14 protein-coding genes are annotated in these 14314 nt (G+C 72.3%); 8 read left to right on the plus strand and 6 right to left on the minus strand.

Annotated elements, in window-relative coordinates:
* Positions 1 to 87: 87 nt before the first annotated feature.
* From ACFVHO_RS10810 to ACFVHO_RS10820, 3 genes are read right to left on the minus strand one after another with little or no spacing between them, the layout of a single operon-like run.
* Positions 88 to 906, minus strand: coding sequence for an AIM24 family protein (locus ACFVHO_RS10810; RefSeq protein ID WP_385712254.1), 819 nt, complete (start codon positions 904 to 906; stop codon positions 88 to 90).
* Positions 903 to 1553: an AIM24 family protein gene (locus tag ACFVHO_RS10815; RefSeq protein ID WP_385712256.1), complete on the minus strand. Its 651-nt coding sequence runs from the start codon at positions 1551 to 1553 to the stop codon at positions 903 to 905. Before ACFVHO_RS10815 ends, ACFVHO_RS10810 begins: the two co-directional genes overlap by 4 nt.
* Position 1554: 1 nt before the next feature.
* Entirely contained in the window at positions 1555 to 2193 is a 639-nt protein-coding gene (locus ACFVHO_RS10820; protein WP_385712258.1) for an AIM24 family protein, read from the minus strand.
* Between the two features lie 153 nt (positions 2194 to 2346).
* Here ACFVHO_RS10820 and ACFVHO_RS10825 point away from each other — a divergent pair, with 153 nt between their 5' ends.
* From ACFVHO_RS10825 to ACFVHO_RS10855, 7 genes are all read left to right on the plus strand, one after another.
* Positions 2347 to 2691, plus strand: coding sequence for a DUF3817 domain-containing protein (locus ACFVHO_RS10825; RefSeq protein ID WP_380832057.1), 345 nt, complete (start codon positions 2347 to 2349; stop codon positions 2689 to 2691).
* Positions 2688 to 2981: an MTH1187 family thiamine-binding protein gene (locus ACFVHO_RS10830; RefSeq protein ID WP_385712260.1), complete on the plus strand. Its 294-nt coding sequence runs from the start codon at positions 2688 to 2690 to the stop codon at positions 2979 to 2981. Before ACFVHO_RS10825 ends, ACFVHO_RS10830 begins: the two co-directional genes overlap by 4 nt.
* A gap of 210 nt (positions 2982 to 3191) precedes the next feature.
* Entirely contained in the window at positions 3192 to 3962 is a 771-nt protein-coding gene (locus tag ACFVHO_RS10835; protein ID WP_385712262.1) for a hypothetical protein, read from the plus strand.
* The gene (locus ACFVHO_RS10840) at positions 3959 to 4639 is read left to right on the plus strand and encodes a DUF4166 domain-containing protein (protein WP_385712264.1); all 681 of its coding nucleotides are present in this window, start codon (positions 3959 to 3961) and stop codon (positions 4637 to 4639) included. The genes ACFVHO_RS10835 and ACFVHO_RS10840 overlap by 4 nt, the downstream gene beginning before the upstream one ends.
* Positions 4636 to 5280 (plus strand): TetR/AcrR family transcriptional regulator, encoded by a 645-nt coding sequence (locus tag ACFVHO_RS10845; RefSeq protein ID WP_385712266.1) that lies wholly within the window; start codon positions 4636 to 4638, stop codon positions 5278 to 5280. Before ACFVHO_RS10840 ends, ACFVHO_RS10845 begins: the two co-directional genes overlap by 4 nt.
* A 614-nt stretch (positions 5281 to 5894) precedes the next feature.
* Complete coding sequence (locus tag ACFVHO_RS10850; protein WP_385712428.1) at positions 5895 to 7694, plus strand: glycosyltransferase family 2 protein; 1800 nt, start codon at positions 5895 to 5897, stop codon at positions 7692 to 7694.
* A 4-nt stretch (positions 7695 to 7698) separates the two neighbouring features.
* Positions 7699 to 9678 carry a galactose oxidase-like domain-containing protein gene (locus tag ACFVHO_RS10855; protein ID WP_385712268.1) on the plus strand — a complete coding sequence of 660 codons (1980 nt, stop codon included), beginning with the start codon at positions 7699 to 7701 and terminating at the stop codon, positions 9676 to 9678.
* A 66-nt stretch (positions 9679 to 9744) separates the two neighbouring features.
* Here the strand turns inward: ACFVHO_RS10855 and ACFVHO_RS10860 are convergent, their stop codons facing one another.
* From ACFVHO_RS10860 to ACFVHO_RS10870, 3 genes are all read right to left on the minus strand, one after another.
* Positions 9745 to 10503, minus strand: a complete 759-nt coding sequence (locus ACFVHO_RS10860) for a 2-phosphosulfolactate phosphatase (RefSeq protein ID WP_385712270.1) — start codon at positions 10501 to 10503, stop codon at positions 9745 to 9747.
* A gap of 107 nt (positions 10504 to 10610) precedes the next feature.
* The gene (locus tag ACFVHO_RS10865) at positions 10611 to 11636 is read right to left on the minus strand and encodes a glycoside hydrolase family 6 protein (protein WP_385712272.1); all 1026 of its coding nucleotides are present in this window, start codon (positions 11634 to 11636) and stop codon (positions 10611 to 10613) included.
* A gap of 196 nt (positions 11637 to 11832) precedes the next feature.
* On the minus strand, positions 11833 to 12813 hold the full coding sequence (locus ACFVHO_RS10870; RefSeq protein ID WP_385712274.1) for a DUF5937 family protein: 981 nt from the start codon (positions 12811 to 12813) through the stop codon (positions 11833 to 11835).
* Positions 12814 to 12937: 124 nt separating this feature from the next.
* Here ACFVHO_RS10870 and ACFVHO_RS10875 point away from each other — a divergent pair, with 124 nt between their 5' ends.
* Positions 12938 to 14308, plus strand: a complete 1371-nt coding sequence (locus tag ACFVHO_RS10875; protein WP_385712276.1) for an MFS transporter — start codon at positions 12938 to 12940, stop codon at positions 14306 to 14308.
* Positions 14309 to 14314 lie beyond the last annotated feature (6 nt).

The following is a 14314-nucleotide window of genomic DNA, read 5'->3' on the forward strand; positions in this document are numbered from 1 at the left end:
TGAACGAGTGTCGGGGTGTGACACGCCTCGCACCCCTCGGATTTCGAGGGGTACAGGCGTTCGCCGTCACACTCCGCAGACTACCGCTCACAGGCCGAAGCGACGCTGGAGGTCTCCTAGTTGTCCGGGAAGGCGCGGTCCCTGCGGCTGCTGTCCACGTTGGCCATGTTGCCCCCGCTGCCCCGATGAGCCCGGGGCGCCCTGACCGCCCCCGCCGCCCGGCACCCCGTCCTGGTGCGGCACCGCGCCCGTCGCCGTCTCCGCCATCAGCGCCTCGGAGGACTGCAGCAGCACCGTGCCCGCGCCCACGAACTCGAACTGGTGCTCCTCCCCGGAGGTGCCGCCGATCCCGGTGAGGGCCCGCAGGCCGCCGATCACGCCGGTCATGTACTGGTGGTCGTAGTGATGGCAGGGCGAGGGGCAGTCCGCCCAGCCGACGAGCGCCTGCGGGTCCACCCGGATCGGGGGCTCCATGAACACCACGGGACCGCTCGACACCGCGACGAACTTGCCGGTCCCGATCAGGGTCAGAAAACCGGGGACAATGGACTGCTTCAGCGCGAGAGTTGGCTGAAAAGCGAGGAGGTTGCCCGCGCGGATGGTGAGGTTCCCGTCCTCCAGGTCGTAGGAGTTCACGTCGAAGGCGCGGTCGGCGAGCAGCATCTTGCCCTCGCCCTCGGCCACCACCCAGTCGCTCGCGTGCAGCGGCGAGTGGAAGGACGTCCGCACGAGGCGGTCGAGGCGGCCGTGCCCGATGCCGTTGAAGTCGATGCGCCCGTAGTAGGCGATCATCTTGCCCTTCTGCAGGAACCACTGGCCGCCCGTCAGCTCCACGCAGAAGGTGTACGCGTTGACGTTGTCGTCGCTCGGCAGCGTCATCGGGTCGAAGATCACGGGCGTGCTCACAGCTTCTCCTCCGATGCCTGGACGTACACCACGCCGTTGCCGCTGAGCTCCAGCTGGAAGCCCTCGCCCGAGCCGCGGCCCACCATGTCGCGCCAACTGAGCGCCGTGGACAGCTTGTTGCGCACGTCGCCGTGGTGCGCCACGTACGACTGGGGGTCGACGTGCACCGGGCGCTGGGGGGTGATCGGCAGCTCCACCACGCCGCCGTGCGCCATCACGGCCACCGCGCCGTGACCCTTCAGGGTCGTCGTGAAAAGGCCCTGGCCCGAGACCTGGCCGCGCACCATGCCGAGGACGCCGCCCTGCGAGCCGAGGAACATCGTGCCCTGCTGGAGGGTGCCGTCGAAGGCGAGCAGGCGGTCCGCCTCCACGTACATCGTGTCGCCGGTCAGGCTGATCACGTGCACATGGTGGCCGCCGTGCCCGAACATGACCGTGCCGTTGCCCTCCACCGTCATCAGCGGGACCGACTCGTTGGCGAGCCTGCGGCCGATCATGGACATCAGACCGCCCTGCCCGCCGGCCACGTTGGGTGTGAAGGAGACGTCGCCCTTGTAGGCGAGCATGGCGCCGCGCTGGCTGAACATCTTGGTGCCCGGCTGGACGGTCGCCTCGACCATCTTCGCGTTGACCTCACGGAACGGCATGTCACACGTCTCCCGCGATCGTGTTGCGCTCACTGGCCTGGACGTAGACGAGGCCCTCGCCCTCGAAGCGGATCTGGAAGGCCTCGCCGCCGCCCTCTCCCATGAGCGTGCGGAAGTTGACGCCCGACTGGAAGCTCTGCTTGAGGTTGCCCTGGTGCGCGACATACGCCCCCGGGTCCACATGGAGGGGGTACTGCTTCGTGACGCGCAGGATCACCGCCGGGCCGTCCGAGATCAGGGCCGCCTGGCCCGTGCCCTCGACCGTGGTGGTGAAGATGCCGTTGCCCTGCGTCGCGCCGCGCAGGCCCGTGAACGTCGTGCCCGTGCGCAGGCTCCCCTCGGCGCACAGGAGATTGCTCGACTCCACGTAGAGCTTGTCGCCCTGGAGCCCGACCAGGCTGATCTCCGTCGCGTGGTCGGCGAACCAGCACGTGCCGTGTCCCTTCACCTCCATGACCGTCATCTGCTCATTGGTGAGGCGCCGCGTGACCATGCCGCGGATGCCCTCACCACCCCCCGTCAGCTTCTTGAAGATCATCGTGCCGTCGTAGGCGACCATCGAGCCGTTCTTTGCCTTGACGGCGTCGCCTGTCATGTCGACGGCGAGCATTCTGCTGCCCTGCAATCGGAACGTAGCCACGAAGGCGAAGGTATCCGCAGCGCGGTGCCCGGCGACAGGGTCACCGACCCTGACCGGACCCCGGAAACTCCCCGAGGAGTCCCTGATGCCACAATGGGGGCGCTTGTGCATCCGTTCACAAGATCGACGCCGCCCCCGCCCCGAAGGTGACCCGTGGACATCAAGACCGCCTCCGCACTCCGCCGCCTCCGCCTGGTCTCCATTCCCGAGGCCGTGTCCTTCCTGCTGCTCATCGTCTGCTCGGTGCTGAAGCGGACCACGGACTTCAACGCCGTCCCGGCGATGGGCATGATCCACGGCCTGCTGTTCGTGCTGTACGTCCTGTTCTGGCTCGACGCCTGGAACCGCACCAAGTGGGACGCCAAGACGGGCATCCTCTACTTCGTCCTCTCCGTGCTGCCCGCCGGCGGCTTCTTCGCCGACCGCAAGCTGAAGCGCGAGGCCGAGGCCGCGGTCATGGCCTCGCGCGCCCGCCGCGAAGGGGTCGTGAACGCATGATCGTCGCCTTCTCCGTGACGCCGCTCGGCGTCGGTGAGGACGTGGGCGAGTACGTCGCCGACGCCGTCCGCGTCGTCCGCGAGTCCGGGCTGCCCAACCGCACCGACGCGATGTTCACCTCGATCGAGGGCGAGTGGGACGAGGTGATGGACGTCGTCAAGCGCGCCGTCGCCGCCGTCGAGGCGCGGGCGCCCCGCGTCTCCGTCGTCCTCAAGGCCGACATCCGCCCGGGCGTGACGGACGGCATGACCTCCAAGGTCGAAACGGTGGAGCGCCACCTGTCCGTCTGACCGGACGCCGACCGCGCACCAGCCCCCGCCAGGGAGACCCGGCGGGGGCTTTCGCATGCCCGCGTGGAGCGGCGCTCTGTGAGGGAGCGGAGCGGCGCTTCGTGAGGGAGAGGCGCAACCGGCACTTGAGCGACTGCTCAAACCCGCTGTAGATTGCGGCCCGAAGGATTTGAGCAGTCGCTCAAATGCGAGTCTGCCTGGGGGTTTGCCGTGGGGAGCGGAAGTCCGCCGAGTCTGTACGTCGAGGCGCTGATCCGCGCCGACCTCGACGCGCTGTGGGAGCGCACGCAGGAGCCCGCGTCCCACCAGCGCTGGGATCTGCGCTTCACGGAGATCGACTACCTGCCCGCCGAGCCGGGGGCCCCGCAGCGCTTCCGGTACGCGACACGCGTCCTGCCGTTCCTCACGATCGCCGGGACCGGGGTCAGCGCGGGGGAGAAGCGCAGGCCCGACGGGACCCGGACCTCCGCGCTCCGGTTCGCCTCGCCGCACCCGCTCTCCCTCCTCGCCGAGGGCAGCGGCTACTGGCGTTACGTACCGACCGACGACGGCGTCCGCTTCCTCACCGGCTACGACTACCGGCCGCGCTGGGGACGGGCAGGGGCGCTCGCCGACCGGTTCGCGCTGCGGCCGCTGATGGGCTGGGCGACGGCCTGGTCCTTCGACCGGCTGCGGCTGTGGCTGGAGCGCGGGATCAGCCCCGGGCGGGGGCTCGCGCACGGGCTCTGTGAAGTCGTCGTCCGCGCCCTGGTGGTCGTGGCGGCCGGGCTCCTCGCCGGACCGGCCCTCGGGGTGGGGCTCGCGCTGATGGCCGCGCTCGGCGCCGCCGTCCTCGTGTGCGTCCTGCCGCCGTTGCCGACGACCCCGGCGGCGCGGCGCTGCCTGCGCACGCCCCCGGCGTCCGTGCGCGCCCCACGCCTGCTCGACCGCCTCACCGCACCCGCCGGTCACCCGGCCGACTCCGAGGAGCCGCACGCATGACGTCGATCTTCCGCACCGCGATGGGCGCCGACTTCGAGCGCCTGCACCCCGCCCTCCAGCGGCGCTTCTCCGTCGGACTCGACAGCGGCGAGGCGTGCTTCGGGCGCGGCGTGATGGACCGGATCTGGCACGGGCGCAGCTTCGTGAAGCCGTTCCTCGCGGTCGGCGGGACGCGCAACATCCTCGTCCCGCGCGCCGGCCGCCACGTCCCCTTCACCATCGAGAACGTGCCGTACGCCGACTCGTTCGGCCGTGAGACGGTGACCTTCGTGCGTACCTTCCAACTGCCCGGACGGGCCCGGCGCTTCGACGCCCAGATGGTCCTCGGTCCCCGGGGCGACCGCGTGCTCGACTACCTGGGCACCCATCAGCACCTCGCCAGCGACCTGCACTTCGCGGCCGCGGCCGACGGGTCGCTCGTCATCCGCTCCGGGACGCACCGGTTCCGGGAGGGCCCCGTGGACGTGCGGGTTCCGGGCGTGATCGGGGCGGACGCGGAGGTGCGCGAATCGTTCGACGACCGGTCCGGGCGCTTCCGCGTCCGCGTGCGGGTGGTGAACCGGTACTTCGGGCCGCTCTTCGGGTACGAGGGGTCGTTCGCGGCGACCTACCGCGACGTGCGGGAGTGCGGGGTGCGGGCCGGGCTGCGGCCCGTGCGCGAGGAGGTGCGCGCGTGAGCCCGCAGGCGGGGCCCGGGACGCGGGAGAAGCTCCTCGAAGGGGCCGTGCGGACGCTCACCGAGCAGGGGATCGCCAAGACGTCGGCCCGGAGCGTGGCGGCGGCCGCCGGGGTGAACCAGGCGCTCGTCTTCTACCACTTCGGGTCGGTCGACGAGCTGCTCTCCGAGGCGTGCCGGTACGCGACGGAGCAGCGGGTCGGCCGCTATCGGGAGCGGCTCGCCGCGGTCTCCTCCCTCACCGAACTCCTCGCCTTCGGACGGGAGATGCACGAGGAGGAGCGGGACGCGGGGCACGTGGCGGTGCTCGCCCAGCTGCTCGCCGGGGCGCAGACCCAGCCGACGCTCGCCGCCGCGACGGCCGCGGGGCTTTCCCTGTGGGTCACCGAGGTCGAGAAGGTCCTCGTCCGGGTCCTCGGCTCGACCCCGCTCGGCGAGTTCGCCGACCCCGTCGGGCTCGCGCGCGCCGTCGCGGCGTCGTTCGTCGGCATCGAACTGTACGAAGGCGTCGACCGGGACGGGGCCCTGCGGGCGCTGGACGCCCTGGAGCAGCTGGGCGCACTGGCCGCCGCCCTGGACGACCTGGGCCCCGTCGCCCAACGCGCACTCCGCCACCGCCTGCGCCGCGCGACACGCCCCTGACGCTGCCGCGACGGCCCCGTCGGCCTGGGGCCCGTGCCCTTCCCCGGCCGTCACGGCGCCGCGGGACGGGGCTGTGCCCACCCGTGCCGCCCCTGGCGGCCCAGCTGCCCACAGCGGTGGGGCGGACGGTGGCCGCCGCGCGTAGCACGGGGTGGGTGCAGGTAGGGGCACTGGCCCCAGACGGGCTGCTGACGCCGAACAGCCCTAGGTGGCACGGGCGGCCTGAAGGTGACGGCCGAGTGGAAACGGGTGGGCGGGTGGGAAGGATCCGCCGCGGAGCGGGCGGGCTGCTGGCCGCAGACGACGGGCGGACGCCGGACGACCGCAAGGGGCACAGGCGACCCGAGGCCTGCGGGCCACTGGAAACGGGTGGGCGGGTGGGAGATGGCCGCCGCGGAGCGGGCGGGCTGCGGGCCACAGCCGACGGACGGACGCCGGACGACCGCAAGGGGCACAGGCGGGCCGCCGGGGAGCGGGAAGGGGGCCCCGGGGTGAGCCCCGTCCTCGAGCGATCCGCAGGGTAAAACCGCTCGCACGGACGCGTCCGGTTCGACACGCCGACAAATCTCCACTTTTGTGTGGGTATCGGCTTGTTCGATCACCTGGAGGGCGCTGTGCGGCCGGAGGGCTACGACTACGACACCCACAGCCGGCTCGCCGGACCGCTCACCGAGCCTGAGAGCGGCACCGGCACCGGCGTCCACGCCGGATACCGGGTGCAGTACCGGCCGCTCCTCGCCCGCGAGCCCCACCGAATACGCGCCCTCCTGCTGATGACGCTGGCCCCCCTCCTGACCGGCGCCCTGCTCGTGTACCTCGTCTGGCCCACCCACTGGACGGAACGTGAGGGCGGCGACCGCTGGCTGGTCGGCCTGGATGTGACGATGCTCGTCTCGATCGGCCTGATCGAGCTGTTCATGCTGGTCAACGTGGTGTCGATCGCGCACGCCACGATGGTCGCCCGCGACCCCGTCCCGGTCGTGCCCGAGGAGGGCACCCGCGTCGCCTTCCTCACCACGTACGTACCGGGCAAGGAACCGATCGCGATGGTGCGCGCCACGCTGGAGGGCGCCGTCCGGATACACCACTCCGGACCTCTCGACGTCTGGCTGCTCGACGAGGGCGACGACGACCAGGCGAAGGCGCTCTGCGAGGAGCTGGGCGTACGCCACTTCACCCGCCTCGGCGTCGTGGAGTGGAACCGCAAGAAGGGCCCCCACAAGACCCGCACCAAGCACGGCAACTACAACGCCTGGCTCGCCATGCACGGCGGCGAATACGACTTCTTCGCCTCCGTGGACACCGACCACGTACCGCTGCCGAACTTCCTGGAGCGGATGATGGGGTTCTTCCGCGACCCGGACGTGGCGTTCGTCGTGGGCCCGCAGGTGTACGGGAACTACGTCTCGCCCGTCACCAAGGCCGCCGAGTCCCAGCAGTTCCTCTTCCACGCCCTGATCCAGCGGGCCGGCAACCGCTACCGGGCGCCCATGTTCGTCGGCACCAACAACGTCGTGCGGATCGCCGCCCTGCGCCAGGTCGGCGGCCTCTACGACTCGATCACCGAGGACATGGCCACCGGCTTCGAGCTGCACCGGCACAAGAACCCGGTCACCGGACGGCACTGGCGCTCGGTGTACACCCCGGACGTCCTTGCCGTGGGGGAGGGCCCGGCCTCCTGGACGGACTTCTTCACCCAGCAGATGCGCTGGTCGCGCGGGACCTACGAGACGCTGATCAAGCAGTACTGGAAGGCGCCGTTCACGATGCCGCCCGGGCGCCTCTTCTCGTACACGCTGATGCTCGTCTACTACCCGATGACGGCCGTCAACTGGCTGCTCGGCATCCTCAGCTGCGTGCTGTTCCTGTGGTTCGGGGCGTCGGGCACACAAGTCGCCGCGTCGGTGTGGCTGATGCTCTACAGCGACGCCGCCGCCCTGCAGATCGGGCTCTACCTGTGGAACCGGCGCCACAACGTCTCGCCGCACGAACCCGAGGGCTCCGGCGGGCTCGCCGGGATGGCGATGTCCGCGCTGTCCGCGCCGATCTACGCCAAGTCGCTCGGCGCCGCCACGCTGCGCCGCCCGTGCCGCTTCGTCGTCACCCCCAAGGGCGGCGGGGCCACCCCCGACCGGCTCCTCACCTTCCGCATCCATCTGTTCTGGGCCGCGGTGCTCGCCAGTTCGCTCGTCGCGTCGTTCGTGCTCGACCACACCCACGTCGCGATGCGGACCTGGGCGGTGCTCGCCATGGCCATCTCGCTGGCGCCGGTCGCGGTGTGGTCCTTCACCGCCGTACGGGACCAGCGGGCCCGCAAGGCCGCCGAGGCCCGGCGGCGGCAGGGCAGCGCCGCGGACGCCGACGGCGAGCCGGAGCCCGCCTTCGCGACCGGCACGACGACTGGAGGTAACTGACGCTATGCCCTTTCGGCCCCCCGATTTCTCCAAGCGCACCAAGAAGATCGTCCTCGGCGTGGGCGCGGGCGCTGTGCTCATCGGCCTCAACGCCCCCGCCGCCGTCTCCTTCGCCGAGGAGAAGTACCACGCGTACAAGATCTCCCGACCCGGCTACATGAAGAAGTACGGGTCGTGGCAGCAGGTCGGCATTCCCGAGGAGTTCCGCACCAACGCGATCCACGCGGCCCTCCTGCACACCGGGAAGGTCCTGATCGTCGCCGGGTCCGGGAACGAGCAGGAGAAGTTCGACGCCGGGTCCTTCGACACCGTGCTGTGGGACCCGGAGAAGAACACCTTCAAGAAGATCGAGACCCCCGAGGACTTCTTCTGCTCGGGCCACGCCCAGCTCCCCGACGGCCGCCTCCTGGTCGCGGGCGGCACCGCGCGCTACGAACTCCTCGACGGCGAGGTGGAGCGCGCCGGCGGCGGCATGCGGGTCAAGAACGAGAACCCGGACAAGCCCGTCGCCCTCAAGAAGGGCACCAAGTTCCGCTCGCCGTCCGGCGTCGAGTACGTCAGCCGGTTCGACGTGACCGTCCCCAAGGCGAAGCGGGACTTCGAGATCACGTACTCCAAGTCCGGCGCGATGCAGCCCTGGAAGACGAAGGTCGTCGCGAGCGAGGCCCGGGTCTTCGTGGAGGCGGTCCGCGAGGGCGCCCCGGCGGTCACGGAGAAGTCCGCGCAGTACGAGATCGAGGGCCTGACCGGCAAGGAGGCCGACAACACGTACGGCATCGCCGAGAAGCTCACCATGGACAAGCAGGACTTCCAGGGCATCAGGGCCGCCTACGAGTTCGACCCGGTGGCGGAGAAGTACATCGCCGTGGAGCCGATGGACAAGGCCCGCTGGTACCCCACCCTGGTCGGCCTGGAGGACGGCCGGGTGCTCGCCGTGTCCGGGCTCGACGACGTCGGCGTCATCGACCCCGGCGACAACGAGATCTACGACCCGAAGACGAAGAAGTGGACCGACGGCCCCAAGCGGTACTTCCCCACCTATCCGGCGCTGTTCCTCACCAAGGGCGGCAAGCTCTTCTACCCCGCCTCCAACGCCGGTTACGGGCCCGCCAAGAAGGGCCGCGCGCCCGGCCTGTGGGACCTGAAGACCAACAAGTTCGAGAAGGTGCCCGGCCTCACCGACCTCGACCAGACCGAGACGTCCGGGTCCGTCCTGCTCCCGCCCGCCCAGGACCAGAAAGTGATGATCCTCGGCGGCGGCGGGGTGGGCGAGTCCGAGAAGGCCACCAAGCGCACCGCCGTCATCGACCTGAAGGAGGAAAGGCCCGCCTTCCGGACCGGCCCTGAACTCCCCCAGGGCACGCGCTACTTGAACAGCGTCCTGATGCCGGACGACTCGGTGTTCACCACCAACGGCTCGTCCGACTACCGGGGCCGCAGCGCGAGCAACATCCTCAAGGCCCAGTTCTACGACCCGAGGGCCGACGCGGGCCGGGGCGCCTTCCGCGCCGCCGCCGACCCCAAGGTCGGCCGCAACTACCACTCCGAGGCGCTGCTCCTGCCCGACGGGCGCGTCGCCACCTTCGGCTCCGACCCGCTCTTCGACAACGAGCAGAACACCAAGCTCGGCCACTTCGAGCAGCGCATGGAGATCTTCACGCCGCCGTCCCTGCACAAGACCGGCAAGAACCGGCCCGTGCTCGGCGAGGGCCCCGGCGTGCTGCCCGCCGACGGCCGCGCGACCTTCCGCACCGCGCATCCGGAGAAGCTGGTCTCGGCCCGGCTCATGCGGCCGAGCGCCGTCACGCACACCACCGACGTGGAGCAGCGCTCGATCGCGCTCGGGCTCACCAAGGGGCCGGGCTCGGTGACGGTGGACGTGCCCCGCGAGGACGCGGCCCTGGTGCCGCCCGGCTGGTACATGCTGTTCGTGACGGACGCGGCCGGGGCGTCCTCGGAGGCGAAGTGGGTGCACGTGAAGTGAGGCCGGAGCCGGGTGCCTGCCGCGGTACGGCGCCCGGCCCGCACCCGGAACCAGGGAACCCGGCCCTCACTTGGCCGCGACGAACGCCCCGTGCGTGAGCACCGGCACCACCGCGCACGCGTCCAGCTCCGTCGCGATGGCCACGTCCTCCGCGTAGCCGCCGTCGGCCAGCTCCCGGCCCGACGAGCAGGACGCGACCGCGTCCTCCACGTCCACCGCCGCGACGAAGGCCGACGCGGCCGACGCGGCCTCCGGGGAGAGCGCCGTGCCGCCGCGGTCCCGCAGCGCGGTGATCACGGCCCCCGCGCCGAGCAGGTCCTCCAGGGCGGGCCGCAGCGTGCCGTCGGGCCAGCGCTCGCCCGAGGCGATCACGCCGACGGGGTGCTCGGGGGTGCCGTGGCCCCGGTCCGCGAGCCACCGGCCCACGGCGGTCGCGTTGCGCAGCGACCCGGCGGCGATGTCCACGGCGCCCGCCGACGCGGCGATGGCCGAGCCGTTGGGGGAGGGAAGGACCAGGCGCGGGGCGAGCGGGGCGCGCCGCAGGGCGGCCGGGGACAGCGACCAGGGGCTGGCCTCCGTGACGGCGCGGCGGCCCACCGCGAGCCGGGCGTCCATCTGGCGGGCGAAGGCCGTCGCGCTCTCGTCGCGCCACGGATACGGGAAGACCCGGGAGCCGGACTCGACGGCGACCGACACCGACGTGGTGAACGAGAGGACGTCGACGATCACCAGACAGGAGACGGCGGGCGCGAGGCGTTTCGCTCCGGACGCGCCCCACTCGAACCGTACGCCGTAGCCCGCCTGCGAGAAGTCTTCACGCCCCATGCGCCCTCAGGCTGCCAGGTGGCCCCGGCCCTTGGCCAGCGTGACCAAGGGCCTTTCCCTGTCCGTGAGTTGACCTCCACAGACCGTCCACTCGATCATCAGATGGGCTACGCCTTCGCGTTGCGCACGAGCCCGAGCGCGTAGTCCGGCCACCACTGTCCGGCGGCGGGGCCGCCGCGGCAGGGGCCGTCGGAGTCGCCGGGGCGCTTGATCCACAGGTAGGCGTCGAGGAGCGGGTCGCCGGTGCGGTCGGTGGGCGGGGTGCCGAGGCCGCGTCCGGGCGGGTTGCACCAGGCGTCCTGGCGGTCCCCGGCGAGCGGGCCCCTGCCGTTGCGGCTGGTGTCCATCACGAAGTGCTTGCCGCCGACCGTGGCGGCGAGGGTGCGGCCGTAGGCGCTGGTCGTCCGGTCGCTCTGGAAGTTGGAGACGTTCAGCGAGAAGCCGTCTGCCTGGTCGATGCCCGCCCGCTTCAGCGGCAGGGTGAGCTTGCGGGCGTCGTTGATCCAGCCGGGGTTGCCCGCGTCCAGGTAGACCTTGACGTTCGGCTGCCGCTTGAGCCGCTGGATCGCCTCCGACAGGAGCTGGTAGCGCTCCTCGTGGTACTCGGCGGGCGTGCAGCCGTCCACGATGTGCGCGATGGCGTCCGGCTCCAGGATCACGAGCGCCTTGTTCCGCCCGATGGCGTCGGCGAACGCGCCGAGCCACTGGCGGTAGTACGCGGCGTCGTGGGCGCCGCCCGCCGAGTGCTGGCCGCAGTCGCGGTGCGGGATGTTGTACGCGACGAGCACCGCCGTGCGGCCCTCGTCCGCCGCGCCCGCGGTGGCCTTCGCGATGTCGGGCGCCGGGTCGTCCCCGGCCGGCCACACCGCCATCGGCTGCTCGGCGATCCGGCGCAGCGCCTCGGCGTCCTGCGTGCGGCCCTCCTGCCGCCACTCCTCGACCTGCCGCGCCGCCGCGCTCTGCGGGTCGACCCAGAAGCGGTGCTGCGCCGACCGCGCCGCCTCCGGCCGGACGGCGGCCGCCCCCTCGTCCTTCTTCCCCCCGCCCGGTTCCGACCCGGACGAGCACCCCGCCGCGAGCCCTAGGACCGCGACGGCCGTGAGTGCCGTGAACGTACGGAGCAGCCGGTGCATCCAGACCCCTTGGGCGACGGTGTCGACGGTGACGGGCAGGCGAGTAGTGCGGCAATCGTGACATAAGGGGCCAATCGTCCCCGTGTACGACACCGCGCGCGCCGCCACAGTCAGCCGCCCGCGGTCCGCCGCTCCGCCGACAGCCGTCAGCCGCCCGCGTCCAGGCGCTCCGCCGACAGCCGTGCCGCGCCGACGGTCAGCCGCCCGCCGCGAGCGCGATCCCGAGCGGGGTCCGCTCGTACAGGACCTGGTGCCCGTACCGGCGCGAGGTCAGCAGGCCCGCGTCCCGCAGCGCCGCCAGATGCGCCGAGACCGACGACGGGGCCAGGGCCAGGCGGTGGGCGAGGGCCGAGGTGCCCGCGGGCTCGGCCAGAGCGATGAGGACGGCCGCGCGGTTGCGGCCGAGGAGGCGGGTGAGGGCGTCCGGGGCGTGGTCGGCCGGGGCGCTCCACAGCCCGGCCAGGCCCCGGGCCGGGTACACCAGCGTCGGCTGCCAGGGCGGGTCGTAGCCGCTGATCACGTCCGGCCAGCTGAAGACGCTGGGCATCAGGACCAGGCCGCGCCCGTCCAGGTCCCGTACGTGCCGCCCGCGCCACTGCGCCGTCAGCGTCCCGGAGTCCCAGGCCAGGCGGCGGTCCAGCTCGGGCAGCAGGGCGCCGAGGCCGACCTCGGCGAGGCGCCGGGAGTGGTAAGCCACGTCGGCTTCGAGCAGGGCACGAAGCCGGGGCCAGTACGGCTCGACCAGCGCGTGCCAGGCGCCCTCCATGGCGTCCGCCAGCTCCCGCACCGCCCGCGCCGGGTCGTCGAGCAGATGCCGTCCGAGCGGGCTCGCCGCCGCCCCCGGGGTCTCCGCGAGGGCCTGCGCCATGTCGTCCCTGGCCGCATCGGGGTCGGCCGCCCGCACCGCCGCGATCTCCTCGTCGAACCCCGTCGCCGGGCCGAGCGGCGGCGGCCCGAGGAAGTCCGGGCTGTGCCCGCGCGACGGCATCAACAGCCAGACGGCCTCCAGATCGAGTCCCGCCCCCGCCTCCTTGATCCGCCGCAGCCACCCCGGGTGGTACGCGTGCCGCTCGCGCCGCTTCAGCGTCCGCACCGCCTCCTGCGTCTCCCACAAGGGCGACACGGCGAACCGGCACCGCAGCAGATCGTCCTCCCCGAACCGCAGCTCAAAGGGCACGGCCGTCCTCCTCACCTCATGCCGCTCGCGCCGTCGACGTCATCCCCCGTGTGCCGTCGGCGCCGAAGATTCGGCCGGAGCCGAAACTTTAGGGACCGGCGCCGGGCCCCGCCAGGGTGAGCGCATGAGCGACGGACACGGGGCTGAGGCGACGGGCGCGGGCACGGGGGAAACGGGGGAGAGGGGTGCGGCGGGGGCCGGGGGTGAGGCGCCGGACGACGGGCGGGCGACAGGCGGGTACGGACGGGTCTTCGCCGTCCGCGAGTTCCGGGTCGTGTTCGTCGCGCACGCGTTGTCGTTGCTCGGGGTCGTCGTCAGTGAGATCGCTCTGACGGTGCTCGTGTACGACCTCACCGGGTCGCCGTTGCTCAGTGCGCTGGCGTTCGCGCTGGGGATGCTGCCGTACCTCGTGGGCGGGACGCTGTTCGCCGGGGTCGCCGACCGGTATCCGCCGCGACGGGTCCTCGTCGGCTGCGACCTCGTGTGCGCCGGGTGCGCCGCGCTGATGGCGCTGCCCGCGACGCCGGTCGCCGGGCTGCTCGCGCTCCGCTGTCTGATCGCCGCCGTCTCGCCGGTGTTCAACGGCACCCGGATGGCGACGCTCACCGACGTCCTCGGCGACGGCGACCTGTTCGTGCTCGGGCGTTCGCTGCTGCGGATGGTGTCGCAGAGCGCCGTCCTCGTCGGCTTCGGGCTCGGGGGCGTGCTGCTCACCGTCGTCTCCCCGCGCGGGGCTCTCGTCATCACGCTGGTGACGTTCCTCGCGTCGGCGCTGCTCCTTCGGACCGGTACGAAGCGGCGGCCCGCGCGGGGCGGCGACCGGGGGAGCGGGGGCGGGGAGGCCGCGCTCCTGCGGTACTCGCTCGCCGGTGCCCGTGAGGTCCTCGGGCACCGGCGGACGCGCGCGCTGCTGCTCCTGCTCTGGGCGCCCCCGATGTTCGTCGTCGCCCCGGAGGCCCTCGCCGCCCCGTACGCGGAGCAGATCGGCGTCGGCACCGCCGGGGTCGGCCTGCTGATGTGCGCGATGCCCGTCGGCACCATCGCGGGCGAGGTGTACGCGGGCTCCGCGCTCACCCCCGCCACCCGCTCCCGCATCGTCCTGCCGCTGGCCGCGACGACCCTGCTCCCGCTGCTCGCGTACGCCTTCGTGCCCGGCCTGGCCTGGGCGCTGCCCGCCCTCGTCCTCGCCGGAGCCGGATCGGCGTACACCCTCGGGCTCGACCGCTGGTTCGTGGACGCCGTGCCGCCGGAGCTGCGCGGCCGCGCCATGACCGTGCACACGGCGGGCCTGATGACCCTCCAGGGCGTCGGCATGGCGCTCGCCGGGCTCGCCGCCGAGTTCTTCGCCGTCAGCACGGTGGTCGCGGGCGCCGGTGCGCTCGGCACCGTGTGCTGTCTGCTCCTCGTGCGCGAGGTCCGGTCGACAGGACGGCGAGGGGCGAACGGGCTGCCGAATTCTGAGACTGGGGCTGACCGGTATGTGACCGGCGGCTAAGGTCGA

It is taken from the genome of Streptomyces sp. NPDC127108, assembly GCF_042677545.1.
GTDB lineage: Bacteria > Actinomycetota > Actinomycetes > Streptomycetales > Streptomycetaceae > Streptomyces.

Excerpts from the sequence above, each read along its gene's own strand:
- ACFVHO_RS10865 (WP_385712272.1), bottom strand. The coding sequence starts at position 11,636 with ATGCACCGGCTGCTCCGTACGTTCACGGCACTCACGGCCGTCGCGGTC.
- ACFVHO_RS10855 (WP_385712268.1), top strand. The coding sequence starts at position 7,699 with ATGCCCTTTCGGCCCCCCGATTTCTCCAAGCGCACCAAGAAGATCGTC.
- ACFVHO_RS10860 (WP_385712270.1), bottom strand. The coding sequence starts at position 10,503 with ATGGGGCGTGAAGACTTCTCGCAGGCGGGCTACGGCGTACGGTTCGAG.
- ACFVHO_RS10875 (WP_385712276.1), top strand. The coding sequence starts at position 12,938 with ATGAGCGACGGACACGGGGCTGAGGCGACGGGCGCGGGCACGGGGGAA.
- ACFVHO_RS10830 (WP_385712260.1), top strand. The coding sequence starts at position 2,688 with ATGATCGTCGCCTTCTCCGTGACGCCGCTCGGCGTCGGTGAGGACGTG.
- ACFVHO_RS10815 (WP_385712256.1), bottom strand. The coding sequence starts at position 1,553 with ATGCCGTTCCGTGAGGTCAACGCGAAGATGGTCGAGGCGACCGTCCAG.
- ACFVHO_RS10840 (WP_385712264.1), top strand. The coding sequence starts at position 3,959 with ATGACGTCGATCTTCCGCACCGCGATGGGCGCCGACTTCGAGCGCCTG.